We start from the raw sequence: 24,612 nt of genomic DNA on the forward strand, positions 1-24,612 counted from the left end.
TCAGTTTCGATGGGTTTTTACCCAGGCTTTGGGCGTTAACCCCGTGGATTTTTTAAAAAACTCATTGAAAACGGATTTGGAGGTGAATCCACTTTCATAAGCCAATCCCAGCAAGGTGATGTGGGCGTTTTTAGTCTCCAGGGCTTTGGTTTGAAATACTTTTAGGCGATGGGAGTTAACAAAATCGTTGAAGTTTTGGCCCAGCTTCATGTTGATTAGCCAGGAAAGCTTGTTGGGATGCAGCGCTATCTGCTCAGCCAAAGAGCGAAGCGTAAGGTTGGTATCCGTTACCACTTCCTCCAGGGTCATGTTTTCTCGCAGGGATTGAAGGAAATGCGCGCATTCTTCTTCCCCCATTTGACTGGATTGGGTGATGACGAGTTGTTGATTGGAGGGATGCTGTCGATGGGCCTTATGATCCTGAAAATTCATCTGACGGTAAATCTCCTGAAAGCGCTCGTCCTCTCTGATATTGTCCCAAACCCACCAATATTTCAGGCTGACCATCATACTTGATTTTTCCTCCAGGCCTTTTTGAAGAAAATGAATGGCTTCATCGGGTCGATTCATCAGGCTGTACAAGGCCGCTGGATCGCAGGGATCAATGTAGTGACTGTTTTCCAATTCCTCAAGCACCCCATCAATCTCTCCACTGAGTACTTTTACCGTCATCACATCCAGCTTGACCAAGCCTTCCCCGTTCGTCAATGCGATCGCCTTGTCAAGGGTCTCAAAGGCTTCTTCAAACCTCCCCAGATACCCCAATACCAACCCTTTCCAGCGAAGGGCCTCGCTGAAATTGGGCTCGATGCGAAGGCTTTCTTCAAAAGCCGGCAGGGCATCCTCAAACCTTCCGGACAGGTAATAGCAGAGTCCCAGCCACCAGTAGCTAATGATGTGGAGGGGATCCCGGGATTGATTTTCTTTGGCGACGGCAATGGCCAGATCGTAATCCTTCTGGATAAAAATGTAATAGTTGGTAATAAAATCGATCTCATTGCTCAATCCCGCGGCTACCGCCTCGTTATAGGATTGAATGGCTGCCTCCCAATTCCAGTCGTGAAAGAGGTGTACGTAGGCCATAACCTTGTGCGCGCGCATGTCGTTTGGGTGGATCGCCAGGGCTTTCTGGGCATATTCCCGTGATTTTTGAAAGCCTTCTTTTGCAGAGATCAGATTGAAGCCCGCATGGTGTAGATAGGTTTCACCGATATAGGCATATGCCTCTGTGAAATTGGGGTCCAGCTCCGTGGCCCTGGTGAACAAAACCAAGGCTTCTTTCACATCGACAAGATCCTTTCGCTTGAAGTGATGGCTTGCTTTCAGAAAAAGATCGTATGCCTCCGGGTTGCTGGTTTTGGTAGAAACCAGGCTGTCCCTGATCTCCATGTGTCCAAAATTTTCCCGCATTCGATCTGCTACCAGGATGCTGATTTCATCCTGCAGTTCGAAAATATCCTTCAACGTACGGTCAAAGGTTTCGGACCAGATTTGAAATCCGTTGTCCGTTCTGATCAGTTGCACCGCAATCCGCACACGATCTCCGGATTTTCGGATGCTCCCTTCGATGACCGTCGCGACGCCCAGTTTGTTTCCAATGATTCGTACATCCTCTTTTTGCCCCTTGAATGCAAAAGAAGAAGTACGGGCGATTACTTTCAGTCCGTTGATTTTGCTGAGGGCATAGATAATTTCCTCGGCCATGCCGTCGGAAAAGTATTCGTTTTCCGGGTCTGGGCTAAGGTTGTCAAAGGGAAGTACGGCTATGGAGCGCTGATTCATCAATTTTTTGTTCCACCGAAACAAGTTTTGGCAAATAAAACTTGTCCAAATACCAGCACTAAGATAAGACTTCCCCGATAAATGGGAATACTCTTACCCCGCTAATTACAACAGTGGAGAAAAAAGCAGGCCATCATTTCAAAGGAATAAGCGGAGGATCGCCGCTTTTCCAAGGAGTGGGTGGTGAGTCGGTTAGAAAAAGGCTGATGGAAAAAAGCCGGTGAGGAATCCCCCACCGGCTTTTGCTAGCTATCAAACCGAAATGCGATCAATACCCCGGGTTTTGAACCAGGAATCCTTCTTCATTGGAAGCTCCGTCAATGGCGCGTTGGGGGATGGGAAACAGGCGTTTGTTCGGGTCGCTGGATTCCTACAATTAACGTAGTGCCAAATTAGATGTTACTGTAAACGAAATGAGATTGTTTCATCTTACCAGGTAAAATAGGAAGGAGTACGCTTGGAGCAATTTTTACTCAGGATTTCTTGACAATTATGGATCTTTTAATCATCCGATCCAACGATTTCCGTTCCAGTTCTTTCCCTATAAAAATCAATTGAGATTTTGAGTAGGAGAGCGGAGGTTCACCCTCAAATCGAGTAATGTGAACCTGACGGCCATGCGTTTGGACCACATAGGGACTATCATTTTCTGATTCCCAGATCAATCCTTTCACGCGGTAAAGTTGATGGTAACTCAAGAAAAGTGTTAGCGTCAATTGGTTCAGCAACATCTCCCGGTCTATGGGATGCTCTACTTCCAGAAGCAAACTTTTAAGGGGATGAGGACTTCCGATCTCCTGTTGCAGAATTGGCTTCGCCGGATACCATTGGCTTTTGTTATTGGATAGGACGGCATCGGAGATTTTACCATGATCGGTAAGTAGTATTTCTGCAAAAGAGTTGATATGCCGTACTAGTTGGGCGACCTTGGACAGGTAAGATGGGGAAACCAAAGATTTTTTATTGATGATAATGAGATCCGCTGCTGCCAGTTGACGGCTCACTTCGGGTATCTCTACGATCCAGTCTTCCAGAACCGACGGATCTACCACACATAAAACCTTCTCTAACCTAAAAAAACTAGCTACTTCTTGATTTCGGAACAGTGCGGCGATACCACCGGGATCAGCTACACCCGAGGCCTCAATAAAGAGGTTATCCGGCCGGGCTTCTGCATTCAGGACATCCGCCAGCACATCCACCAGTTCATTGTCCAGACTGCAGCAGATGCATCCGTTATTCATTTCGAATACTGGACAGAATTCTTTTTTGACCAGGTGGGCATCGATGGACACTTTGCCAAATTCATTTTCAATAATGATGTTTTCCTCCTGCTTTTTGGCTTCCAAGAGACAATTTAATACCGTCGTTTTCCCGGCTCCCAAAAACCCGGTGAGCAGATAGACGTTTATTTTTTTAGGAAACTGGAGTTCGGACATGTAACTAAGAAAATCAAAAGGCCTACAGCTACATCAGAGCGGTAGGCTTTGAGAAATCGTTTTACAGTGGTTTCACAATGGCCACTCATCATTCAATTGTTTCGAAAGGGAAAAATGTTTTGAATCGTCGTCCTGGACCAGGCATGCATTGAGTTCTTTGCTTATGGCCTCTTCATCCAGATCCTGTCCTATGATCACCAGTTCATTCATTCTGTCTCCATAGGTCGGATTCCACTTTTCCATAATCAGGGATTTATTCTCTACGAAGCCAGGATTTCTTTGCCTCTCCTTCTCTGAGTACGCTGCCCACCAGGTGCCAAAGGGTTCAGCCTTGAGAGATCCTCCCGCCTGACTCCAGAGCAATGCATGATGAGGGCGTGAAGCCAGCCAAAATAATCCCTTGCTCCGAACCACATTACTAGGCCAGGAATTCCTGATATAATGCCAGAATCTTCCTGGATGAAAGGGACGCCGATTTCTGAATACAAAGCTACTGATCCCGTATTCCTCCGTTTCGGGCACATGTTCTTTATTCAGTTCCTTGAGCCAGCCGGCAGATTGCTCGGCCTTGTCGTAGTCAAACAGCCCGGTGTTCATGATTTCCTCTATTGGCACTTGTCCATAGGAAGTCTTGATAATTTTTGCTTCGGGGTTCAGTTTGATGAGAAAACCTTCTAATAGCTTGATCCTTTCATCCGAAACCTGGTCGATCTTGTTGAGTACAATGACGTTGGCAAATTCAATCTGATCAGTTAGCAGGTTGACAATGGATCGGGCATCCGCAGGATCATCCGTCATGTCCCGGTCCAAAATGGTGTCTGCTGAACCAAAATCGGCAAAGAAATTATAAGCGTCTACGACAGTCACCATGGTATCTAATCTGCTGATATGGCAGAGATCAACAAGACTGTCTCCTGTTTCAAAGGAAAAGGTCTGAGCCACAGGGATGGGTTCGGAGATTCCAGTGCTCTCTATGAGGAGGTAGTCAAATTTCTGTTGTTTCGCTAGCTTTTGTACTTCCTGGATCAGATCCTCCCGCAACGTGCAGCAGATGCAGCCATTGGACATCTCGATGAGTTTTTCCTCGGTGCGCGAAAGTCTGATTTCATTCTGAACCAGTTTTGAATCCACGTTGACCTCGCTCATGTCGTTGACAATGACGGCAACTTTATAGCCCTGTCTATTTTGTAAAACAGTGTTTAACAGGGTGGTTTTACCAGCTCCTAAAAAGCCGCTTAAAACAGTAACAGGGATTTTATCTTTCATCGTAATTATTTTTGAATTTCGGGATCATGCAGCCTGATTTTGTTTTTTTTATATATTGCCAATTGGCATAATGCCCAAGAGACACAACGATCGCACCGATCGGTGTGATAAGATGTTCGATTGCGCTGTGCTCATTTTTTATCCGATTTAGTGCAATCGGACCGGCAGTTTCTATAAATGCATCAGCGTGCCCGTGCCCCCAAATCAACCCTAGAACGATAATAATGAAGCCAGAGGCGATCAGGATCAGGGGTAATAGTTTTTGGTGGTGTTTCGCAAAACCATGGGATAGCGCCAAAAAAGCCAGCAAAAAACTTAGAACGATAATCGTGTACTCTACCCTCGGATTGGCTAGAAATCCCAACCCCAGAATAGGAAGAAAACCGACCAGAAAAGGCAAAGCCATGCAATGTATGGCGCAAACCAAAGAGGCCATGAATCCAGCAAAATCTAGTTGAGAGTCAATAAAAAAGGCTTTCATTTATCGAGTTTATTATGCAATTATGTTGCAAATATACATTGTGGTTTCTATGTTTGCAACATTATTGCATTTAAAAAAGTGAGTCGTCCTCCAGTATTTTAACACAATAGCGAAATGCTTATTACCCAATCAGTAAGTTTTACATATAATCAGGCAAATCATTTTAAGTTTCCCGATATCGGTTTATCGGCAGGATCCGACTTACTTGTTCTCGGAGAGTCGGGAGTCGGAAAAACCACCCTGCTACATCTCATGGCAGGTCTCCTGAGGCCTGAAAACAGGACGAATCACGATTGAAGGAACCGCTATTTCGGATTTGAGGGGCAAGAAACTGGATAGATTCCGAGGATCTCATGTAGGGATGGTATTTCAGCGTCCACATTTTATACAGTCGCTTTCTTTGGAGAAAAATCTGCAGCTGATTCAATATCTGGGAGGCAATAGCCAAGATTACGAACGAATCAAATCGACCTTAAATAGCCTGGGATTGCTTTCAAAAATGAAAGAAAATCCCCGGTACCTTTCCCAGGGTGAGCAGCAGCGTGCGGCTATTGCATTGGCGGTAATTAACCGGCCCCGTTTGATTCTGGCAGATGAACCCACATCGGCTTTGGATGACACGAATTGCTATCGGGTGGTAAAACTGCTCAAAAGCCAAACCAGAAGTACAAACTCCAGCCTGATCATCATCACGCATGATCAGCGGTTGAAATCCGAATTTACCAACACGATAACCCTGGTTAGGGAAGATTCTTTAAAACACCGGTAATTAGACAACAATGAATATCTTTAAACTTGGTATCAAAAACGTGACTGCTAAACCTCTACCCACGGGCTTGAGCTTGCTTTTGCTATCTCTGGGTGTAGGTCTGATTTCTATAATAATACAAACTGAACGACACCTGAAGGAGCAGATGAGTTTGAAACGTACGGGGCATTGATATGGTAGTGGGAGCAAAAGGCAGTCCTCTGCAATTGATTCTATCCGCTGTTTTTCAGGTGGACGTGCCTACAGGCAATATTAAGCTGGAAGAAGCAAACTCTCTCCTGAGAAACCGGCTGATCGACTACGGGATTCCGCTGTCCTACGGCGATTCCTACAGTGGCTTTCGGATCGTGGGTACGAATCAACGATACCCTGAAAATTATTCTATGAAATTGGCAGCGGGCAGTCTTTGGTCCCAGTCCATGGAAGTAACGATAGGATCAGCAGTAGCGAAGCAGACCGGATTGAAGCTGGGAGATAAATTTCAGGGTTCCCATGGATTGACTGAAGGCGGACATGTGCACGAGGGACAGGATTACCTGGTGACAGGGATATTTGAGGCCTCAGGATCGGTCGTAGATCAGCTGATTTTGACCAATCTTCAAAGTGTCTGGGATATTCACGACCATCATGCCCATGATGAAGATGAACACCATAGCAATAAAAAGGATAGCACTGCGCATTCACATGAAGAGCATCATGATCATGACCACGGACAGGAAGCGCAAACCCCTGAAAGTATTGACCATGAGCATGAAGAAGGGCCCGGTCACGAACATGAGGAAGCACATGAACATGAGCATGGAGAAGGGGAAAACCACTCCGATACAGAAGACCGGGAGATCACCGCACTATTGGTGAAATTCAAAAACCCACTTGGCTTGGTACAGCTTCCCCGAATGGTCAATGAAAACGCAACGATGCAGGCGGCCCTTCCAAATTATGAACTAAACAAACTTTTTTCTTTGATGGGAGTCGCTACGACGACCATGAATATTGTAGCAATGATCGTTATCCTTGTTTCGGGTATAAGCGTGTTTATTAGTTTGTATTTGAGTCTGCGAGAACGGACATACGAGATGGCATTGCTCAGGACCTACGGGGCATCCAGACGACAATTGCTGGGTATGATTTTTCAAGAAGGCATGGTGATCGCTATTACCGGCTTTCTAACCGGCCTTATACTTAGCAGACTTTGCTTATTCTTGATATCCTTACTGCTTAAATCAGCGTATCATTATGACTTTTTTGAAGTGGGGATGATCTGGGAAGAAGGAATTTTGATGTTGATCACACTCCTTATCGGCTTCTTTGCAACTATGATCCCAGCCATTTCAGTTTATAAAATCGATATTTCCAAAAGTCTTTCTGATGCGTAGCATTAGCTTATTTTCGTTATTACTCCTACTTTCCTTTGGAACTTTTTCTCAAACCAGAATCACCTGGGAGACACTCTCAGATGTTACCTTTACGGACAGATACAGTAAGGAGTTAGATGCCTATTACTATTTTCCAAACTTCGGTCCTACCGTTTTGGATTTGAATAATAAAGAGGTGATTATTAAAGGATATTTGTTGGAAATAGATGCTAGCAATGATATATATGTCCTCTCTGCCAATCCATTTGCGGCTTGTTTCTTCTGTGGAGGTGCCGGGCCTGAGTCGATTATCGAACTTAAAGTCCCGAAAGATCACCCACGTTTTAAGATGGATGAAGTATTGACATTCAGGGGCAAGCTCAAACTTAATGCCGTGGATTTTTATCAGTGTAATTATATCTTGGAAAATGCGCGGGTTTATCCCTGAGGTACGATTTCCTTTTGGAAGACGAAAACCGATAGCTTCTCTATACAATAGCTTCTTCCGATGATATTTCGGTCCGAGGTACATCAGATCTCATGTGGTACGGCAACCCACGTTCACTGGATGTTCCCGCAGGGTCTCCACTTCGATGTCCGTGTACTAGATTCACTTTGCCTCCTGCAGTAGCCCCCTCCCATTTATCCCATTGGTGCTATCCAATTCGCTTCCTGCTCGTCGAGGCGAAGATTTGCCACAATTCTCCTGGGCTGACGGTATTCAATCTTCAAATAGCACCTCAAGATGGACTCCTTTGGTGGCAACTACAAACCCCCACAGTGGACTTTCACCGTCTGTTTGGTTGCTTTGGTTGCCATAAACGCACACAAAAAAAGCCAGACGGAAATTCAACAGTCTGGCTTTTCTGTTACATATCTAAATACTACATAGCATTCACGTCAATATGCGAATCAAATTCATGTAGATTTCCTTCCTCGTCTTCAATAATAAACATGACATGGTATTCGCCAGCAGGAGCGGTCGCAGGTACATCAATGTGTTCGTGGAATTCAACTTCGCTCATTCCATGATACCCTTCCTCGTAGACCTGTTCAAAGTCCCACTCCACCTCTCCATCTCCAGGGGTCAAGCCATGGGCATGGACATCTACCGTGATTTGATGAATGCCATGGATCGCATTGATCATGAATTCTACATGAAAGTCATCACCTCTAGCCACATCTTCGTCCATTTCAAATCCGCTTACAGCTATTGGAGACAGTACTTCTAAATGCCCTTCTACCTCTGACCGGTTACCAGCTTCGTCAATAACTTCCAAGGTTAAATGGTATTCTCCTGTAGGAGCATTAGCCGGAATATCGACGTGCTCATGAAAACTAGGATTTCTGACCAGATATTTACTATCCGTGTAGGTTCTGGAAAAATCCCATTCCTCTTCTCCATCGCCTACTTCCAGGTCGTGCCCATGGATCGTCAATATAATGGAGCTTACCATCGCATCCGCCATGATCTCGGCTTCCAAGTGCAAGTCGGAGCCTCTGTAAGCGGTGGCGTCTGTACCATGCGTACTGCCCTCACCAAACATAAAGCCCGAGATTACAGGTGCGGCAAGCTCCGGGTCCTCTTGGCAGGAAAAAAGAGCCAATCCCAAAATTGGAATCAACAAAGCGTGTTTCAGTTTATTCATTGTTTTGTACTGTTTGTGGTGTATAAAGTTGAATTTAGTTGTTTTTTTCATTAAATGCCCTGCATTCGGAACATACACCCGCCGCCAAAATATGTACCGTGGAGGCCAAATAATCATCTGGTATTTGAATCGCTACATTTTCTGGTTTGAGATTGTATACGGTGTTGCATTCCAGACATTGAAAATGATTGTTTGTAGAGATTTGCCCCGAGTCAGTACAGATAGCGTACCTAAAATCCCCATTAAAATCTGGAAAGCGATATATTAAGCTTTCCTTTTCGAGCCTGAGTAGCATGCGATAAATCGTAACCCTGTTGCAGGTATCTCCAACCCTATTTTTTATTTCGGAGTAGTTCATGGGATGTGTGGCTGACCTGATTACTTTCAGAATTTTTGCTCTGGCTAGTGTCTTTCGCATGACCAATCATCTTGCAACGATATTGCAAATATCTAAAAAAAAATTGCCTTTGCAAACATGTTGCAATTGATTTTAACTAATCCTTGGCTTCCAAACAAAAAATGCCGATCTGCATCATAGATAAAGGAGTTGTATTAATTCGCATACTTTTTATTATGCAACTTTGTATCAGGATGATTTCATTCTATATTTGCAATATAATTGCATTTATTGTTCAATGATCCAAGTTGTACTTCTTCTTTCTACTTTAAATTTACCCGGAATAGTAATTGCCATTCATCCGGTACGAATGGCGTTGCAGGAGATTGCTCCTAGTAACAATTTTAGTGCTTATGTGATTCAAAATCATTTCCAATCTGATACGTTGCCGGAGACTCAGGAACTGGAAGAAGTCGTAGTCGTAGATCAGGCCGAGATGATACGGCGGGAGGAACCTAACAGTATGGAATTGGTCAGACAGGATTTCATTCGAGAGAATAGAGGTGGAAGTTTAATGAAATCATTGGAGCGAATTCCTGGAGTCAGCATCATCGGAATCGGTTCAGGGGCCTCCAAACCTTTAATCCGTGGACTGGGATTCAACCAGGTCATGGTAGTGGAAAATGGTATCAAACACGAAGGACAGCAGTGGGGCGCTGATCATGGTCTCGAAGTGGATCAATTTGCTGCAGACCAAATCAAAATTATCAAAGGCCCAGTCTCGTTCAAGTATGGGTCTGATGCAATAGGCGGAGTGATCGATATCCGGGAAAAGCTGGCTCCGGCGGAAGATGGTCTCGGAGGCTCGATCGAGCTAGGTGCCCGATCAAACAATGCTTGGTTGGGGGGCTCGGCCAATGTATTTTACAGAAAAAACAACTGGTTTGCCGAAGGCAGGCTAACTGTAGCGGATTATGGAGATTTTAGAGTCCCTACCGACTCTGTTTTTGTGTATGATTTTGGCGTGGCACTACATGAGGGACAAGTCAGGAATTCTGCCGGTCAAGAACTTGATTTTTCAACCCGGGTAGGATTTCTGGGTAAAAATTTCCGCAACACCTTAGGAATGAGTCGAGTCAGTACGAAAGCAGGTTTTTTCGCAAATGCGCACGGACTCGAGCCAAGGCAAGTTGATACCGAGCTTCATGACCGTTCCAGCCGGGACATGCTCCTGCCGTTTCAGGAGGTGGCACATACCAAAGTGATCAATAAATCCAGTTACGCTTCCGGGAAGAGTTTTACACAATTGGATCTGGGCTATCAGCGTAATGACAGAAAAGAATGGAGCCAGTATGTCAACCATGGCTATATGCCGGCGATCTATCCCACCGAAATGACTTTTCCGGCTGATCTGGAGCGTGCATTTGATAAAGAGGTGTTTTCTGCCAACCTAAAAAATGAGCTTTTTCTGGACCGGCATGAACTGGCATTGGGAGCAAGTCTGGAATACCAGCACAATGATATTGGCGGGTGGGGATTCTTGATCCCCGCATTTGAGCAATACAGCTATGGATTTTTTGTGATTGATAAGTTCAAACTCACTCCATTATGGCAAGTAATGGCTGCCCTGCGCTATGATCACAGCCAAATTCGGGTGGAGGAACACCAGGATTGGTTTCCCAGTGTAGAAAATGCCTCCCGGGCTACTGCAGATGATTACCTTTTCAGGGCAGAAAAATTTCAGCGTGAATTCAACAGCCTGGTCTGGTCAGTCGGCGTAAACTATACGCCGGGAGACCTGGCATTCAAAGCGAATTTGGGGACCAGTTTCCGCATGCCCATTGCAAAGGAGCTGGCGGCAAATGGGGTGAATTATCACTACTTCCGGTACGAGCGGGGTAATGCATACCTGGATCCAGAGCGCTCCCTTCAGCTGGATTTTGGAGCCGAGTTGATCAATGAAAAGTGGTTGCTCTCGTTTAGCCCCTTTGTAAATTATTTCTCCAATTATATTTATCTCAATCCTACCGCAGAAATGGATCTTCTTTATGGCGCCGGTAATCAAGTGTTTAATTATACCCAGGCTGAGGTATTCCGGTATGGTGCCGAACTGAGCGCGATGTATCAACTGAATGAGAAGCTGAGCTTCGAATTGCTGGGGGAATACGTATACAACGAGCAGATGTCCGGCGACAAACAAGGTTTTACGTTGCCTTTTTCACCACCTCCATCAGGGATTATCAATGCTACGTACAAGCCCTTGGCGGAAAGTTATTTTAGTAATCCCTATTTCGCCATAGATTTAAGAGCTACTGCCAGACAGGAAAATATCGTGCCGCCCGAGAAAGTCACTCCAGGATCTCAGGTTTTGAATCTACGGGCAGGGGCTGCCGTCACCTTATTCGGTCAGCAAATCCAGACTGACCTACAGGTTCAGAATCTTTTCAATACTCATTACCTGAACCATACCAGTTTCTATCGCCTGATCAATTTGCCCGAGGCAGGGCGGAATATAACCCTCGCATTCAGTCTTGAATTCTAAAAAAATCACAACATCCTTATGAAAAATTGGATATTTCCAATCCTGTTACTAGCCATTCTTCCACTCTCTTGCAGAGACGTCGATAACCCACTGATCGATACCGAGTATCCCGAAATAACCGTAATGGATGATTCATTTCCTTTGCAATGCAGTGTATTCCAGCGGGGAACTACCGCGGAGTTTAAGGCCTATTTTTCAGACAACAAGGAGCTGGGAAGCTTTAGTCTGGACATCCATCATAATTTTGATCACCACACCCACAGCACAGAAGTGAACGACTGTAGCAATCAAGACCCTAAAAAAAGTCCAGTGAACCCCCTCCTATTGATTCAGACATTTTCTATTCCTGAAGGACTAACAACGTTTGTGGGTACAGCTGAAATCGATATTCCGGAGGATATTGATCCCGGGGATTATCATTTTATGATCCGGTTAACCGACCATGAGGGATGGCAGACGTTAAAGGGATTAAGTATTAAGATTCAATAAGATAAATGCCTAACGAAATAGTTATTGACCGTATTGATTGAAAAAGAAAACTTTGACCGAACCAGTTAGAATCAAATAAAGAAATATTTTTGACTTTAGTTTGAATTTATGAACGGCTGAAGAAATCAGACTTCCTATTTTTTTATTATAGACAAGCAGCTATAGGTTAATTGAGAACTATTTGCCAGGTATAGCAGCTACTATTGCGTTTTATCATAAAAAAAATGAGAAAAGGAATACAACATATAAAGATAGGTTGTATTCCTTTTTCTTTAAGAAGGGCGAAGAATAAAAACGGATTTTATGCCATTATCTTCTTGCCTTTGGAACGTTAGTCGTGGCCTTCATCCGTCTCCAAACCCAAAATCGCCATTCGATACGGCGTGCTGGAAACTTCAATCTTATCTATCTTGGTGAAGTCGTTGATGCTTACCTTCCACACTTCGCCTGCCTTAGGCTGCGTGATGTAGAGGTATCTGCTTGTGGCTTCAATCTGGGGCTTTTGGATTTCGTCTTTGGCTACATTTTCTAATATAGTGCCGTTTTTGGTCATTGTGTTTGTTATCAGGTCGTAGATGCTCACTTCGCCGCTGTGAAACAGCGCAACTAGATTATTACCAGCATAGTCAATTTTAATCTGGATCAGGTCTGAGCTTTCTATGATAGGAGTCACTGCCTTGGTCGCCACGTCTATCAGATAGGCTCCCATTGAGCCTGTATAGCCCACGAATTTGTTTGCTATATTCGTTTCATAAATTGAGCCAAGCCAAGCTGTACCGAAATTGGCTGGATGAGGAATCAGCGATTGCACACCGGTAGACTCCACCATCAAAACTCCGTCCCTAGACCCGAACAGGGCTACCCTGCCATCGCTGGCATTGCCGTGGATTCCTTTGGTTTGTATCGTGGAGGCAAAAAGTGTTGTGCCTAAAGCGTCGATTATTTTTACTCTTTCCGGGAGTGCCCCAGCAACGGAGCCGTCTTTCTCGGTAATAGCATAGGAGCCGTTGTCAAATTTTGCCATGGCACCATGGTGGGCGGTGTTTCCGGTATTGATTGTCTTCATCTTGGCTCCCGAAGTATGCATATCAGATTCTTTGGCAGAGCTCAACGTACCATCTCCGTCATTGAAGGTCAGGACTTCATTTCCCTTGCTTTTGAAGTGTGTAGGAAGATTGCTCTCACCGATCAAAGTAGCGAAACCCGGCGCGCCCATCACATCGGCATGGTCACCGTGGGATTCAAAACCGCTATCGAAAAATTGGACGCGGTTGTTGGCCCTGTGCACCAAGGCACCGTATCGGCCTGCTTCAGTGCCATACACGGTTGATTTGGGAAAGAGGGCTTGAAAGGACTCTGTGCTGAGTTCCACAGGGTCTACCAGTGACACCTCGTTTGTCAATTCGTCATTGACCAAAATCCGGATGTATTCGAATTCGTTTTCTAATGGAAGTGGCAAAACTTCGTCATCGTTGTTACAGGAGGCCAATGCCAAGATAGCAACGGGAAAAAGGAGTTTTTTGGATAGGTTCTTTTTCATGATTTCTTTTATGCAATTATGTTGCAAACATAAATAGTACATTTCAAAATTCCTATTTCTGGTGGGGAGCTTTTTGGTGTTAGAAAGGATGAAATTTCAAGGAATGAAACTCCTTGGGTGGTTGCGGGGAGGGAAGGAATCGTTTGGGGATGCACCCGCTATTGCCCTGTCAAACCAGGGTTATAGGTTTCATCAACGCTAATTAGATTCTGGTGAAAAATTTAAACACCCCACCAAGTTATTAAGCCGAATACAGATGGGCGTTTGGACTGAGAGTGGATCCTCTCAATCTGGTTGAGCAGTTTGGCGTAGGCTCCGTCCAGTTTGGCCGGGGTTATTTTTTCAATACCGATTCATGTTGATGTAGCTTGTTTTATAGTCATACAGGGACGCCTGTAGTACCAAGGCGCAGGCCAAAACACGTTTACCGCATCCTGTCGCGCCGGTGACTAGCAGGTTTTGGGGAGGTATGACGCAGGAGCAGTCAGCCTACAGTCTTGCCTGTTCTGCGGAGAGTTTTCTTTTCTGGGAGCACCTGATCTCTTCCAGCTGAGCAACATACCGGAGTGTTACCAAAAAATTTTGAAACAATTCGTGCAATAAAGTTGCAATTTTGGGCTTGAAAAAATTTTTTATCTGATTTTTTTTTTGCAACTTTATTGCAATTCTTCCCTTATCCATTCTCTTATGCTTAAAATTCAAGAGGTAACGAAAAATTTCAAACAGCATACGGCCGTTGATCGGCTTTCACTTATCGTGCCGGATGGTGAGGTCTTTGCCTTACTTGGTCCCAATGGAGCAGGCAAAACCACCACAATAAACCTCATCCTCGGATTTGAAAAGGCCGATAAAGGAACCATTCTGGTCGATGGATTTGATGTCAGCAAAAACCTGATGGAGGTACGTAAGCGTCTAGCTTTTATCCCTGAAAATGTGCAGCTCTATCCACACCTATCCGGCAAAGAAAACTTAGCTTATTTCTCACAATTGGCGGGTTTAGCCTATTCCCAAGACCAACTAACCAACCTGCTTCTAGAGGCTGGTCTGCAGGAAAATGCCCATAACTCCGCCGTATCCACATACTCTAAGGGTATGCGTCAGAAGGTCGGGATAGCCATTGCTTACTCAAAAAAAGCCAGACTTCTCCTTTTGGACGAGCCAGCCAGTGGCCTGGATCCGCTTTCCAGTGCGGAATTGTCACGGTTGCTGCGAAAAGTGGCAGCGCATGGGGCAGCTGTTTTGATGGTATCGCATGATCTTTTTCGGGTAAAGGAAACCGCCGACCGGGTTGGGATTATCAAAAATGGAGCGCTAAAGAAAATCGTAAAAGCCAGTGAGGTCACTGCCAATGACCTGGAGCTTATTTATCAAGGAGTAGTCGAATAGCCATGAAATCCAGCCGGTCAAAAGCGATACAAGCTGGTATGAGTATTTACCAAGCGAGATACCATTTGGCCTTTAAGAAAAAATTATAATCATATGAAATCAATCCTACTTACCGAATGGAAAAATTTGCTCCGCACGTCCGGAATGCCAGGCGCCCTTTTGGTGCTGCTGGGTGCACTTGTATTCACGGCTTGGGCGGGTCTTGAGGAATATCGGGTTATTTCCACCCTTGAGGGGGAGGCAAAAGCCCACCTACGCCAACAATGGGAGTCCATGGGGCCCAACAATCCTCACTCAGCAGCTCATTACGGAACCTATGTTTTTAAAAAAAATCACGCATTCACGGCCTTTGACGAAGGGGTAAACGGCTACGTGGGGCGCACGCTCTTTCTGGAAGGCCATCGGCAAAATGAACTGGTTCAGAGCGATTCCGCTCAAGGCGATATGCTTTCCCGATTTGGCAAACTCCGACCCGCTCTGATCCTACAAATCATCCTGCCCATTTTACTGTTGCTTTTTGCCTTCCAGTCAGTAAGAGGTGAGCGGGATGCTGATCGGGTCAGGATTCTGTTGGTGCAAGGGGCCTCTTATTCTAAGATTCTTTTTGGAAAGCTTTGGAGTCTGTGGGTGCCTGGGATGCTATTCATTCTGCTCACTCTGGGAATTCAATTGGGTTTATTGGGAATATCGACTCCCCTTCTCGGAAGAGCCGTGTTATTGGCAGTTGGATATGGCATGTTTTACTGGATTGTTATCGCCTTGGCCCTCTGGCTGAGTTCACAAACTGATAAATCCTATACCGCCCTTTCCTGGCTACTAGGGATCTGGATTGTTTGGGTTATTTTTTACCCAAAAGTTACCTACTCAGTAGCGGCAATCCTCTACCCATTACCGGATCGGGTGGAGTTTTCAGCAAGTATGAAGGAAGACCGAAGTGCTCTTTTGGACGGGCATAATCCTGAAGAAGAGGCGTTGAAATCATTGGAGGACAGTGTGCTCCGAGCTTATGGTGTCAGCTCAAAGGAAATGCTCCCCATCAATTTTGACGGACTACTGATGCAGGCAGATGAGGAGTTTGGAAATCGGGTATGGGACAAGCATTTCGGCGAACTCTATCAACAAATGCAAAAGCAAAAAAGTCTCGTTCAGTGGGCCTCCCTTCCCAATCCCTTCGGGAATCTCCAAAGCCTGAGTATGGCGGCCTCCGGCACAGATAACTATCATCAGGTGGATTTTTTACAAGAAGCCGAAACGTACCGAAGGGTTTTAATCCGCACCCTCAATGAAAGACACGCTTATGGAGGCTCCTTAACAGGGAACTGGGGATACAAGGAGGATCAGGAATTTTTCAACTCCATCTCAGACTTTCAATATGCCGAACCGCCTTTCCTCTCCCTCGTCTGGCAGCAGACTCCTTCCATTTTGCTACTGCTGGCTTGGATAGGACTACTCGGAATCGGACTAGCAAAGACACAACCAAAAATCTCTGCGCTATGAAGCTGAATCAAGCAATCCGATGGGAGTGGAAAAGTATTCTCTCTTCCCCTTTTCAAAAAAGCATCATCTTGGTGTTTTTTCTCGCCTCTGTTTATGGCTTATTCAAGGGAAAGCAGGTTTATTCCCATCAAAAGGAAATCATGGAGCGTCTTGAGACTGAGTCAGAAACTCAGATAGCGGTAGCTTTAGGGTTGTATCAAGCGGGTAAGGCGGGTCCTGAAGACCGCCCCTGGATAAATATCCAGACTCCCTATTACGCCTACCTGACTTATTTGCAGCCTTTGGTGAGTTTGAATCCCAGTCCGATGATGGTATTTTCCATCGGTCAGGCAGAGTCTTTCCCCTTTTTTAAACGAGTATCGGTGTTCAGCACACCCTACGACCACGATCTGGCACCGGAAATCAGCAACCCAGAACGGATTTCTCTGGGAAGTCTGGATTTTGGCCTAATGTGGATTTACCTCCTCCCCTTGGTACTCATTGCCTGTGCCATGCGGATTGGGAGCTTTGAGCGGGAGGTGCAATTGCACAAACTCATCGGTACCCTGGGGAACGAAAGAATATGGAAAATCCAGCGATTTTCGGCTTTTGCAAGTTTCTTTTTCATCCTGCTTGGTCTGCTGCTTGTAATCGGCTGGATGATGGGAGGAATGCAAGCTTCGATCTCAGATTTGGCCGTTTTTGGCCTTTGGGCCATGCTTTATCTGATATTCTGGTTGATTATACTGTTTCTCCTTTCCGAATTGAACCTTTATCAAACAGGACAAGCAATGATTTTCTTTTTGGCTTGGATACTTTTTGCCCTGATTATCCCCGGTGCAGTGCAACAGGCAGTTGCTCTACAGTTTCCCAATACCCTTTCTTTGGAAATGATCGATGCCAAACGGACAGGTAGAACAGAAATCTTTGAACGAGAATTTGAACCTACCAAAAAGCAAGTTTTAGAGGCAATTCCCGAGCTAGAACAAAGCCTTCCGGATAGCCTCCGAACAGAAAGAGCCTTGCAAGAAATCTACAGGATGGCATACCGGAAGTATCTCAGTGAGGTAACCCGAAAGCTCGATGCTATCCAGTCCGAGAAAGTATCCTGTTCGAGGGCTTGGTTTCCTATCAATCCGGTCTCTTACTTCCACCATCGTTTCAGCCACCTCGCAGGCACGGATTTTGATGCTTATCAGCGATTCAAAAATCAAATCACCCAAAAAGCAGAACAACTTCATTACCAGATTTTCTACCAGGAGTGGGAAGGCAGGGTCGTTGATGCGAGGGTTTTTCTGGAAACCAGAAGCGCCCTGGAATGAAAAACTCAAACTTCACATTGCACCGGTCCTGTGTGTTGCTTTGATCCCGCTCTTTTACTTACTGGCTCAGAATACAGAAAAGTTACTTTCTCGCGAAGTAGCTCATTAGAAAGTACAATCAACAAACAGTCTCCGATCGTGTAAAGATCAGTCATCCGAAACAGTTTTGAGATCGGCCAATCACAATATCAAAAGAAAAGACCTGGAATCGCGCATGGAAAATAAACACGTGAATAAGCCACCGATATATTTAATTTTTATCATCTTTTATTTTTCAAGCTGCACGAATGGTATCAAATCCAATTTTGCGGCAGAACAAGGCCAAATTGAAAAGCAGAATTGTAAACTGCCAAGAGTAGTGGAGGGTGCTATTGCGCTCGGTTTTCCGGAGGTAAAAGGATTAACTCCCTACAAAGGACAGGTTACGCCGACCGATATTTTTTTTCAGACTTTGATGATGTAGCCTCCTGAAAAAGTACAGATCGCCTTTTTTCAGTAATAAATCCCATAGCGCGCGAGTTTTTATACGAGGTTTCTACATTCGTTTGGAATTAAACTTGGTTCCATATCATAAATGGCTGTGATTGAGCAAAGCCTCCACTCATTATGGGAGTACAATCTATGAATTTGAGCCCTACCTGGATTTTACCCAAGAGGCTGTTGATTCGGCAAAGGATGGGATTGACTTCAGAAAAACCGATATTGTATTAGTCATGTCAAATACCAAAGCGGAAGCTATGGCGATGGGACCTGTATTTAAATCGCTAGATTCCCGTTGGCATATAAAAGCTCCGGGAGCAAGTATATCCGTAGGAATCACTTCCGGTTAGGATTTGAACTACTGGAGTGGACTTTGGCTTGCCCACGAAACAGGGCATACCTTTGGTTTACCCGACCCATATGATTTTGAAGGAGAGAACTACCTTAAATCAGTAGGAACCTTCGGCATAATGGTCACGCAGGCAGGTAATGCTCTGGGCCATTTTGCTTTTAAGCGCTGGGTCTTGGGTTGGCTTGATAATGGTAAAATATACTGTCATCATAATCGCGAAGCGATTATAGAAATAGAAGCCATTGAAAATGCGGGAGGAACAAAGGCAGTGATGGTGCCAATAGATAGCACCAGTACATTAATGGTTGAAAGCCAACGAAAAATTGGTTTTGACAAAAAAACCAGGGAAGGAGCTTTGGTCTATCTTGTGAATACATCTCTGCCTAGTGGGAGTGGTCCCATTCAGGTAAGACCGCGCTTTGACAGTGAGTTTAAATTTCTTCAAGATGCTCCAAAGGCAGCGGGCGATCGGTATACATTTAAAAATATAGCGTTAGAGTTTGTTGAATCGACAGCGAAAAGCGATAAGAATCATATACGTATTGAGAGATGATAACAAAAAAGCAGCCAACATAGGTATCACGTGTTCGAGGTAAACAGCTTCTCGAGCCGACTTTAGGTAAACCGGCAAATCACCCACCTAAAAATACCCTCCTTAAACAACCACAACCACGGAAGCCTGGAATTCAACTGGCAAACCAATCCCAGAGTCTAAAATAGCGGAGATACAAAACCTACAATACGTGATTGTACCAATCAAGTTCACACCTTTTCTCAAGAATGATGATAGCCGAGGTAAAACGAAAAAAGCCGGTGAGGAATCCCCCACCGGCTTTTGCTAGCTATCAAACCGAAATGCGATCAATACCCCGGGTTTTGAACCAGGAATCCTTCTTCATTGGAAGCTCCGTCAATGGCGCGTTGGGGGATGGGAAACAGGCGTTTGTTCGGGTCGCTGTCGGTTTTTTCCGTCCAGCTGTCCTCGTATTTTCCATACCGGATCTGATAGACCCGTCGAAGCCCTTCCCAATAAAGTTCAAAGCCCGACTCCCGGAAGAGGATATCCAGATCAATCGCGCTCAGGGGAGCAGGTTTCTGAGCAGGGCGGGCATTTCTGGAAGTTCGCAAGGTATTCACATCGGCGAGAGCGGCGGCATTGTCTCCCTTGCGCAATTGTGCCTCGGCACGCATCAGGTAGATTTCACCCAATCGAATCAATACAATGTCCACGCTGCTATTGCTGCAACAATTGGGGGCTGTTCGGCTGAATTGGTATTTGGAGAAGCGGTGGCCAGTATTGTGAAGGCTACCTTCGTTGGTAAAATCAACCTGGAAGGTATGGTCCACGTAGCGAATGTCTGCCCCCGTACTTCTCCGGTTAATCACCGGATAGATGCGTACTTTTCCATCATCACAGGTGATGATATTGCCGCTCTCGTCCTTGCGGGGACCCCAGATGATTCCTCGAAGTATTCCCCGATCGATCTGAAAATCTGTCGCCTCCACGCAGTAATAATGATCGGCATCATTCGTGGGGTTCACGCCGGTCAGGTCGCGAAGGTTTTCTGGTATTAGGGTGTTTTCCTGAAAGAAGCGTGCGTCTGCTTCGGCCGGGTCCACGTTTCCATAGGCATCGTACCAGCTCATGATGAAATCCGGTGTAGCGGCCACTGCATCGGTTCCGCGAGTATTGGGAAATTCCGGTCTGGGTATCTGGTCTCCGGAAATCGACCAATATTGCCACCGGCTATGTTCCGTTTGCAGGACACCGCGCTGATCCAGTGAGAAAATTATCTCCGGGTTGGTATTGTTATCGTCGTTGAACAGGGCAAAATATTCCGGCGATAGCGAGAAGGGCCCATCGATGATGTTGCTGGTGTATTGGATGACTTTATCCATGTCTTCTGACCTAAAATCCGGCGTACCGTACGGATCGCGGTACACGGCCGCATTCAGGTACAAGCGAGCCAACAATGCCTCGACGGCAAACTTATTCATCCGGCCGGGGCCGCTGTTGCTGCTGATTACATTCACCACGGACAGGAGTTCTGACTCGAGATAGTCCACCGCCTCTTGTGTTCGAAGGATTACCGATTGCTGATCGGATGCATCCTTTCGGAATACCAGACCCCAATTGTCCATCGCGAGCATGTTCAAATAGGCCTTCATGGCGATCATTTCGTACAGTGGGTTTTGCGCACTGCTGTTACCATTTTCGACCTCCAGGCGCAATTGTTCTTCGGCCGCCACTGCTCTGGCCAGCGTCAGCGTGATAAAGGTCCAGGCGTCGCCCACCAGACTGTTTCCGGGAGTCATCAGGTGCTGGTGAACAGCAATGAATTTCCCGCCATCGAACCAGTCTCTTCCGCCCCGATAGGGCAGAATCCCCTCGTCTGAGGCAACTTCCTGAAGACCAAAATTGGTGGTATGCAGCCATACCTGCCGAAGCATGCCGTACACCGGAGCGATAGAGCCGCTGACAATCTCTGCCTGTCCGGTGCCGGTCAGGGATTCATCAAGGATTTGTTCATCCAGATTGGTGCAGCTTAGAAAGGTTAGCAAAAAAGCTGCAGTTGGTACTAGAATTTTTAAACGTATCGTTTTCATCTAATGCTTGTTTTTAAGATTTTTTACCTGTTTAGGGGTTTCAAAAGGTTAGATTGAGGTTCACCATAAATGTCCTGGCCCTGGGATAGGTAAATCGGTCAATACCGAAGGTTTGTATTCCAGCGGTGGTCGCCCCCGTATTTACCTCCGGATCAAATCCAGAGTAATCCGTAATCACAAACAGATTTTGGCCGGTTAGGGATAGCCGGATGGCCTGGAAAGCATTGCCAACGCCCAGGAGATTTGGACGCACATTGTAGCCCAGGGTGGCATTGTTTAACCGGAAGAAAGCACCGTTTTCCAGGAACCGCGTAGATACAGTATTTGAGTTGTTGAAAGACTCTTCCGGATACTGTACCGCAAATTCCGTTGTATTATTTGACCGTGAAAGTTGGGCTTTGGTAAAGAGCGACATGGTTGTATGGTTGTAAATCTTATTTCCAGCTGCTCCGTTAAAATTCAAACCCAGGTCAAAATTCCGGTAGCGAAGACTGGTGTTGAACCCATAGATAATTCTTGGAATTGCGCTTCCTACGACCACCCGATCATTGTCCAGGATTTCACCGTCTCCATTCGTGTCCACAAATCGGTTCAACCCGTCCTCGCCAATCCCGTCAAACTGCAGCATGTAAAATGCGCCAATAGCCTGATTATTGATATAGCCGTTGATGGTAGCCCCTGTCTGACCGGCTCCTTGAGCTGCTCCGGTGGTCAATACCGAATAGGGTGAGTCCCGGACTTCGTTTTGAATAAAGGTGACGTTACCCCCTATGTCGAAGGAAAAGTCCTTTCTGGGCAGGCTGCTGTAATTTAAAGCTAACTCGACGCCGCTGTTGACGATTTCCATGTTGTCGATATTGTCCCAAAATGTGGAGGTAGGCTGAATCGGATCGGCGGGAACGACTTCCAGCAGAATGTTGGAGGACACCTTGTTGAAATAATCCACCGCACCTGTCAGGCGGTTGTCGAGAAAGCCAAAATCAAACCCAATATCAAATTGCGTAGACACCTCCCATTGTAGATTCGGGTTAGCCAATCGGGTAAAAACAATACCATAGGGATAGCTGTCCAGTGTGGTGCCGTCGGTATCTATTGGGTACGTATTGAGGCTACCTGCGCCGGTAGCTAATCGGTCCTCTGAGAAACTTGCTTTGGTGATTTTGGAAGGAATCTCCTGATTACCCGTTTGGCCCCAGCTTGTGCGGAGTTTCAGGTTATCAAAACCCGAGTTAGCCATGAAATCTTCCTTGCTCAGATTCCAGCCGAGGGCGAAGGAAGGGAAGTAGCCGTATTTGTTATTATCCCCGAATTTGGAAGAGCCGTCCGCACGGAAGGTTGCCGTAAACAAGTACTTTTCAGCAAAGGTATAATTTACCCGGCCAAAAAAGGATTGCAATTCATTTTCGGTCGCGGAAGAATTGACCGTTGTCGGAAACTCGCTGGTGCTATTATGATCCTGATACCGGGGGTCAATGTTGTTTGCAGCAAAGCCTCGGGAAGAAGTCCTTCTAAATTCATCTAAAAAGGTCTGGTAGGAATGTCCGACCAATACGGTGAAATTGTGCTCGTAGTTGTTCCATTGGTAGGTAAGCGTATTTTCTACTAAACTATTCGTGTTGGCAGTAATCAACTCATCCAGCGTCCCATCCGAGACATTGGATTCGTTAACAACCTCGGTAAATGGCCGGTATTGAATGTATCGGGCCGTATTGGAATAATCCACTCCCAGGTTCAACTTATAGGTGAGTCCATCAATGAACTCGAAGGAAGGAGATACCGTACCCAAGATTCGGTTGTTTGCCGCGTCATCACTATAAAGCTCGTTTCGCTTCAGGGGGTTGAGGGCGTTGGTATTCAATAGCGTAGGTTCTCCATTGGTAAACGCCGGGATGGTGGGGTTCAGATACAACATGTCGCTGGAGATGGAACCGATCGCAGGTCGGAGGTTTTCCGTAAACGAGGCGGTGAGGTTATAGTCTACGAGCAGCCTGCCCTCAAAAGCCTTTTGGTTCATGTTTAGCTTGCCCGAATACCGCGTGAGCTCACTGTTCTTTAAAATACCCTCCTGCTTCTGGTAGCCCAACGAAGCAAAATAAGAGAACCGCTCGGTATTGGCTCCACTCATGGACAGGTTGTAGTCCTGCGAAAGCCCCACCTGGGTCAGTTCATCCTGCCAATTGGTATTTCCTCCGAAATCCTCCAGGGCACCCCCTACGGCTTGCACCTGTCGACGAAACTCATCCGCTCCGAAGACATCGATTTGCCGGGCCATGGACGACCAGGCAGTAGCGGCAGAAAGGTTGACTTGCGAGGATCCGGATTTTCCTTTCTTGGTCGTGATAACCACAACCCCGTTCGACGCCCGGGAACCGTACAGGGCGGTGGCACTTGCGTCCTTTAATACATCGATGCTTTCAATGTCATTGGGGTTTAAGAAGTTTAGTGGATTGGAAGCAATGCCGGTATCCGTATTGTCAAGAAGAAAACCATCCAATACGTACAAGGGTTGGGTACCAGAGCGCAAACTTCCTATCCCGCGGATGATCACATTTTGATTGGCTCCCGGCTCACCGCTGGTCGAGGTGATGTTTACTCCTGCAATTTTTCCTTGCAACAAATCCACCGGATTGGTAATCACTCCCCGGTTGAAGTCCTCACTTTTCACGGATCCAATGGCACCGGTCACATCCGAGCGCTTTTGCGTTCCGTAACCCACCACCACCAATTCTTCCAGCTGGGTGAGGTCTGGCTCCAATTGAATCGCCAGGGTGGATTGCCCCTTCACGGCAACTTCCTTTTGCAGGTAGCCCACATAGGAAACCTGGAGAATAGCGTCCTCGGGTACATCCAGGGAAAACTGCCCATCCAGATCCGTTACTGTTCCGGTAGTGCCACCTTTTACCAAAATGGTGGCTCCCGGTAATGGCATACCGGTTTCGTCAGTCACCGTTCCGCTAATTGACTGGAACAGCATTTCCGGGTCAACTTTGGAACTGTTTGCGTCGATTTCGGTCCCTAAAGCTGCTGCATTGAGTGGGACGGAGTTGCTAGCTACACCCGCCCAGAGGATAGCACATGCGGCGGCATAGCGAAGTTTTGATACGTGTAATCGTTGGTTCATAAAACGTTGGTGTTGGTTGATTAATAGACTGTTATCTAGCTGTACTGAAAGGTAGTGGGCGTCAGTAGTTTTGTAACCCAGCGGCAAAAGTAGGCCAAACAATGATTCGATAGGGCATGGATTAGCCTCCAGAAATACGAATTAAAAAAAACTTAATAGTAGGCTGAGAAGTATAATCGAAACGTAAAAAAATGATCAACTTACCGTTATATTAAAATG

Annotated in this window: 21 protein-coding genes; 12 read left to right on the forward strand and 9 right to left on the reverse strand. The window is 46.0% G+C overall.

What is annotated here, in order from left to right:
* The 4 genes from ABWH99_RS22950 to ABWH99_RS22965 form a co-directional block, all read right to left on the reverse strand.
* A complete protein-coding gene (locus ABWH99_RS22950; protein ID WP_375584101.1) occupies positions 1 to 1,782 on the reverse strand; it encodes a tetratricopeptide repeat protein in 1,782 nt (593 codons plus the stop codon).
* 473 nt (positions 1,783 to 2,255) lie between these two features.
* Positions 2,256 to 3,221: a CobW family GTP-binding protein gene (locus ABWH99_RS22955; RefSeq protein ID WP_375584102.1), complete on the reverse strand. Its 966-nt coding sequence runs from the start codon at positions 3,219 to 3,221 to the stop codon at positions 2,256 to 2,258.
* A gap of 72 nt (positions 3,222 to 3,293) precedes the next feature.
* Positions 3,294 to 4,487 carry a GTP-binding protein gene (locus ABWH99_RS22960; RefSeq protein WP_375584103.1) on the reverse strand — a complete coding sequence of 398 codons (1,194 nt, stop codon included), beginning with the start codon at positions 4,485 to 4,487 and terminating at the stop codon, positions 3,294 to 3,296.
* A complete protein-coding gene (locus ABWH99_RS22965; RefSeq protein WP_375584104.1) occupies positions 4,477 to 4,968 on the reverse strand; it encodes a MerC domain-containing protein in 492 nt (163 codons plus the stop codon). The genes ABWH99_RS22960 and ABWH99_RS22965 overlap by 11 nt, the downstream gene beginning before the upstream one ends.
* A 114-nt stretch (positions 4,969 to 5,082) precedes the next feature.
* On the opposite strand from ABWH99_RS22965, the gene ABWH99_RS22970 reads away from it, so the two are divergent.
* The 4 genes from ABWH99_RS22970 to ABWH99_RS22985 all read left to right on the forward strand — a co-directional run bounded on the left by ABWH99_RS22970 (position 5,083) and on the right by ABWH99_RS22985 (position 7,540).
* A complete protein-coding gene (locus tag ABWH99_RS22970; RefSeq protein WP_375584105.1) occupies positions 5,083 to 5,265 on the forward strand; it encodes an ATP-binding cassette domain-containing protein in 183 nt (60 codons plus the stop codon).
* Positions 5,266 to 5,284: 19 nt separating this feature from the next.
* Positions 5,285 to 5,737 (forward strand): ATP-binding cassette domain-containing protein, encoded by a 453-nt coding sequence (locus ABWH99_RS22975; RefSeq protein ID WP_375584106.1) that lies wholly within the window; start codon positions 5,285 to 5,287, stop codon positions 5,735 to 5,737.
* 173 nt (positions 5,738 to 5,910) lie between these two features.
* Complete coding sequence (locus tag ABWH99_RS22980; RefSeq protein WP_375584107.1) at positions 5,911 to 7,113, forward strand: ABC transporter permease; 1,203 nt, start codon at positions 5,911 to 5,913, stop codon at positions 7,111 to 7,113.
* Complete coding sequence (locus ABWH99_RS22985; protein WP_375584108.1) at positions 7,106 to 7,540, forward strand: DUF3299 domain-containing protein; 435 nt, start codon at positions 7,106 to 7,108, stop codon at positions 7,538 to 7,540. Before ABWH99_RS22980 ends, ABWH99_RS22985 begins: the two co-directional genes overlap by 8 nt.
* Before the next feature lie 436 nt (positions 7,541 to 7,976).
* On the opposite strand, the gene ABWH99_RS22990 is transcribed toward ABWH99_RS22985, so the two are convergent.
* Together ABWH99_RS22990 and ABWH99_RS22995 are read right to left on the reverse strand one after the other, a co-directional pair.
* The gene (locus ABWH99_RS22990) at positions 7,977 to 8,717 is read right to left on the reverse strand and encodes a DUF4625 domain-containing protein (protein ID WP_375584109.1); all 741 of its coding nucleotides are present in this window, start codon (positions 8,715 to 8,717) and stop codon (positions 7,977 to 7,979) included.
* A gap of 58 nt (positions 8,718 to 8,775) precedes the next feature.
* Entirely contained in the window at positions 8,776 to 9,159 is a 384-nt protein-coding gene (locus ABWH99_RS22995; RefSeq protein WP_375584110.1) for a Fur family transcriptional regulator, read from the reverse strand.
* 217 nt (positions 9,160 to 9,376) lie between these two features.
* On the opposite strand from ABWH99_RS22995, the gene ABWH99_RS23000 reads away from it, so the two are divergent.
* Entirely contained in the window at positions 9,377 to 11,620 is a 2,244-nt protein-coding gene (locus ABWH99_RS23000) for a TonB-dependent receptor (RefSeq protein ID WP_375584111.1), read from the forward strand.
* A gap of 18 nt (positions 11,621 to 11,638) precedes the next feature.
* Positions 11,639 to 12,109 carry a DUF4625 domain-containing protein gene (locus tag ABWH99_RS23005; protein ID WP_375584112.1) on the forward strand — a complete coding sequence of 157 codons (471 nt, stop codon included), beginning with the start codon at positions 11,639 to 11,641 and terminating at the stop codon, positions 12,107 to 12,109.
* Positions 12,110 to 12,440: 331 nt separating this feature from the next.
* Here the strand turns inward: ABWH99_RS23005 and ABWH99_RS23010 are convergent, their stop codons facing one another.
* Positions 12,441 to 13,649 carry a YncE family protein gene (locus ABWH99_RS23010; RefSeq protein ID WP_375584113.1) on the reverse strand — a complete coding sequence of 403 codons (1,209 nt, stop codon included), beginning with the start codon at positions 13,647 to 13,649 and terminating at the stop codon, positions 12,441 to 12,443.
* 687 nt (positions 13,650 to 14,336) lie between these two features.
* Between ABWH99_RS23010 and ABWH99_RS23015 the strand changes: the two genes are divergently transcribed.
* From ABWH99_RS23015 to ABWH99_RS23040, 6 genes are all read left to right on the forward strand, one after another.
* Positions 14,337 to 15,035, forward strand: coding sequence for an ABC transporter ATP-binding protein (locus ABWH99_RS23015; protein ID WP_375584114.1), 699 nt, complete (start codon positions 14,337 to 14,339; stop codon positions 15,033 to 15,035).
* Positions 15,036 to 15,128: 93 nt separating this feature from the next.
* Positions 15,129 to 16,532 carry a DUF3526 domain-containing protein gene (locus tag ABWH99_RS23020; RefSeq protein ID WP_375584115.1) on the forward strand — a complete coding sequence of 468 codons (1,404 nt, stop codon included), beginning with the start codon at positions 15,129 to 15,131 and terminating at the stop codon, positions 16,530 to 16,532.
* Positions 16,529 to 17,833 (forward strand): DUF3526 domain-containing protein, encoded by a 1,305-nt coding sequence (locus ABWH99_RS23025; RefSeq protein ID WP_375584116.1) that lies wholly within the window; start codon positions 16,529 to 16,531, stop codon positions 17,831 to 17,833. The genes ABWH99_RS23020 and ABWH99_RS23025 overlap by 4 nt, the downstream gene beginning before the upstream one ends.
* A 214-nt stretch (positions 17,834 to 18,047) precedes the next feature.
* Positions 18,048 to 18,296: a hypothetical protein gene (locus ABWH99_RS23030; protein WP_375584117.1), complete on the forward strand. Its 249-nt coding sequence runs from the start codon at positions 18,048 to 18,050 to the stop codon at positions 18,294 to 18,296.
* Between the two features lie 121 nt (positions 18,297 to 18,417).
* Entirely contained in the window at positions 18,418 to 18,663 is a 246-nt protein-coding gene (locus ABWH99_RS23035; RefSeq protein WP_375584118.1) for a hypothetical protein, read from the forward strand.
* Between the two features lie 3 nt (positions 18,664 to 18,666).
* Positions 18,667 to 19,218, forward strand: coding sequence for a hypothetical protein (locus ABWH99_RS23040; protein WP_375584119.1), 552 nt, complete (start codon positions 18,667 to 18,669; stop codon positions 19,216 to 19,218).
* A 308-nt stretch (positions 19,219 to 19,526) separates the two neighbouring features.
* On the opposite strand, the gene ABWH99_RS23045 is transcribed toward ABWH99_RS23040, so the two are convergent.
* The gene (locus tag ABWH99_RS23045; protein WP_375584120.1) at positions 19,527 to 21,272 is read right to left on the reverse strand and encodes a RagB/SusD family nutrient uptake outer membrane protein; all 1,746 of its coding nucleotides are present in this window, start codon (positions 21,270 to 21,272) and stop codon (positions 19,527 to 19,529) included.
* 40 nt (positions 21,273 to 21,312) lie between these two features.
* Positions 21,313 to 24,393, reverse strand: coding sequence for a SusC/RagA family TonB-linked outer membrane protein (locus tag ABWH99_RS23050; protein ID WP_375584121.1), 3,081 nt, complete (start codon positions 24,391 to 24,393; stop codon positions 21,313 to 21,315).
* Positions 24,394 to 24,612 lie beyond the last annotated feature (219 nt).

The sequence above is a fragment of the Cyclobacterium xiamenense genome (assembly GCF_042140265.1).
GTDB classification, from domain to species: domain Bacteria; phylum Bacteroidota; class Bacteroidia; order Cytophagales; family Cyclobacteriaceae; genus Cyclobacterium; species Cyclobacterium xiamenense_A.

Coding starts and splice junctions, on each gene's coding strand:
- ABWH99_RS23015 (WP_375584114.1), top strand. CDS start 14,337: ATGCTTAAAATTCAAGAGGTAACGAAAAATTTCAAACAGCATACGGCC.
- ABWH99_RS23030 (WP_375584117.1), top strand. CDS start 18,048: ATGGAAAATAAACACGTGAATAAGCCACCGATATATTTAATTTTTATC.
- ABWH99_RS22960 (WP_375584103.1), bottom strand. CDS start 4,487: ATGAAAGATAAAATCCCTGTTACTGTTTTAAGCGGCTTTTTAGGAGCT.
- ABWH99_RS22950 (WP_375584101.1), bottom strand. CDS start 1,782: ATGAATCAGCGCTCCATAGCCGTACTTCCCTTTGACAACCTTAGCCCA.
- ABWH99_RS22955 (WP_375584102.1), bottom strand. CDS start 3,221: ATGTCCGAACTCCAGTTTCCTAAAAAAATAAACGTCTATCTGCTCACC.
- ABWH99_RS23005 (WP_375584112.1), top strand. CDS start 11,639: ATGAAAAATTGGATATTTCCAATCCTGTTACTAGCCATTCTTCCACTC.
- ABWH99_RS22980 (WP_375584107.1), top strand. CDS start 5,911: ATGGTAGTGGGAGCAAAAGGCAGTCCTCTGCAATTGATTCTATCCGCT.
- ABWH99_RS22965 (WP_375584104.1), bottom strand. CDS start 4,968: ATGAAAGCCTTTTTTATTGACTCTCAACTAGATTTTGCTGGATTCATG.
- ABWH99_RS23050 (WP_375584121.1), bottom strand. CDS start 24,393: ATGAACCAACGATTACACGTATCAAAACTTCGCTATGCCGCCGCATGT.
- ABWH99_RS23000 (WP_375584111.1), top strand. CDS start 9,377: ATGATCCAAGTTGTACTTCTTCTTTCTACTTTAAATTTACCCGGAATA.
- ABWH99_RS22970 (WP_375584105.1), top strand. CDS start 5,083: ATGCTTATTACCCAATCAGTAAGTTTTACATATAATCAGGCAAATCAT.
- ABWH99_RS23020 (WP_375584115.1), top strand. CDS start 15,129: ATGAAATCAATCCTACTTACCGAATGGAAAAATTTGCTCCGCACGTCC.
- ABWH99_RS23010 (WP_375584113.1), bottom strand. CDS start 13,649: ATGAAAAAGAACCTATCCAAAAAACTCCTTTTTCCCGTTGCTATCTTG.
- ABWH99_RS22985 (WP_375584108.1), top strand. CDS start 7,106: ATGCGTAGCATTAGCTTATTTTCGTTATTACTCCTACTTTCCTTTGGA.
- ABWH99_RS23045 (WP_375584120.1), bottom strand. CDS start 21,272: ATGAAAACGATACGTTTAAAAATTCTAGTACCAACTGCAGCTTTTTTG.
- ABWH99_RS23025 (WP_375584116.1), top strand. CDS start 16,529: ATGAAGCTGAATCAAGCAATCCGATGGGAGTGGAAAAGTATTCTCTCT.
- ABWH99_RS22995 (WP_375584110.1), bottom strand. CDS start 9,159: ATGCGAAAGACACTAGCCAGAGCAAAAATTCTGAAAGTAATCAGGTCA.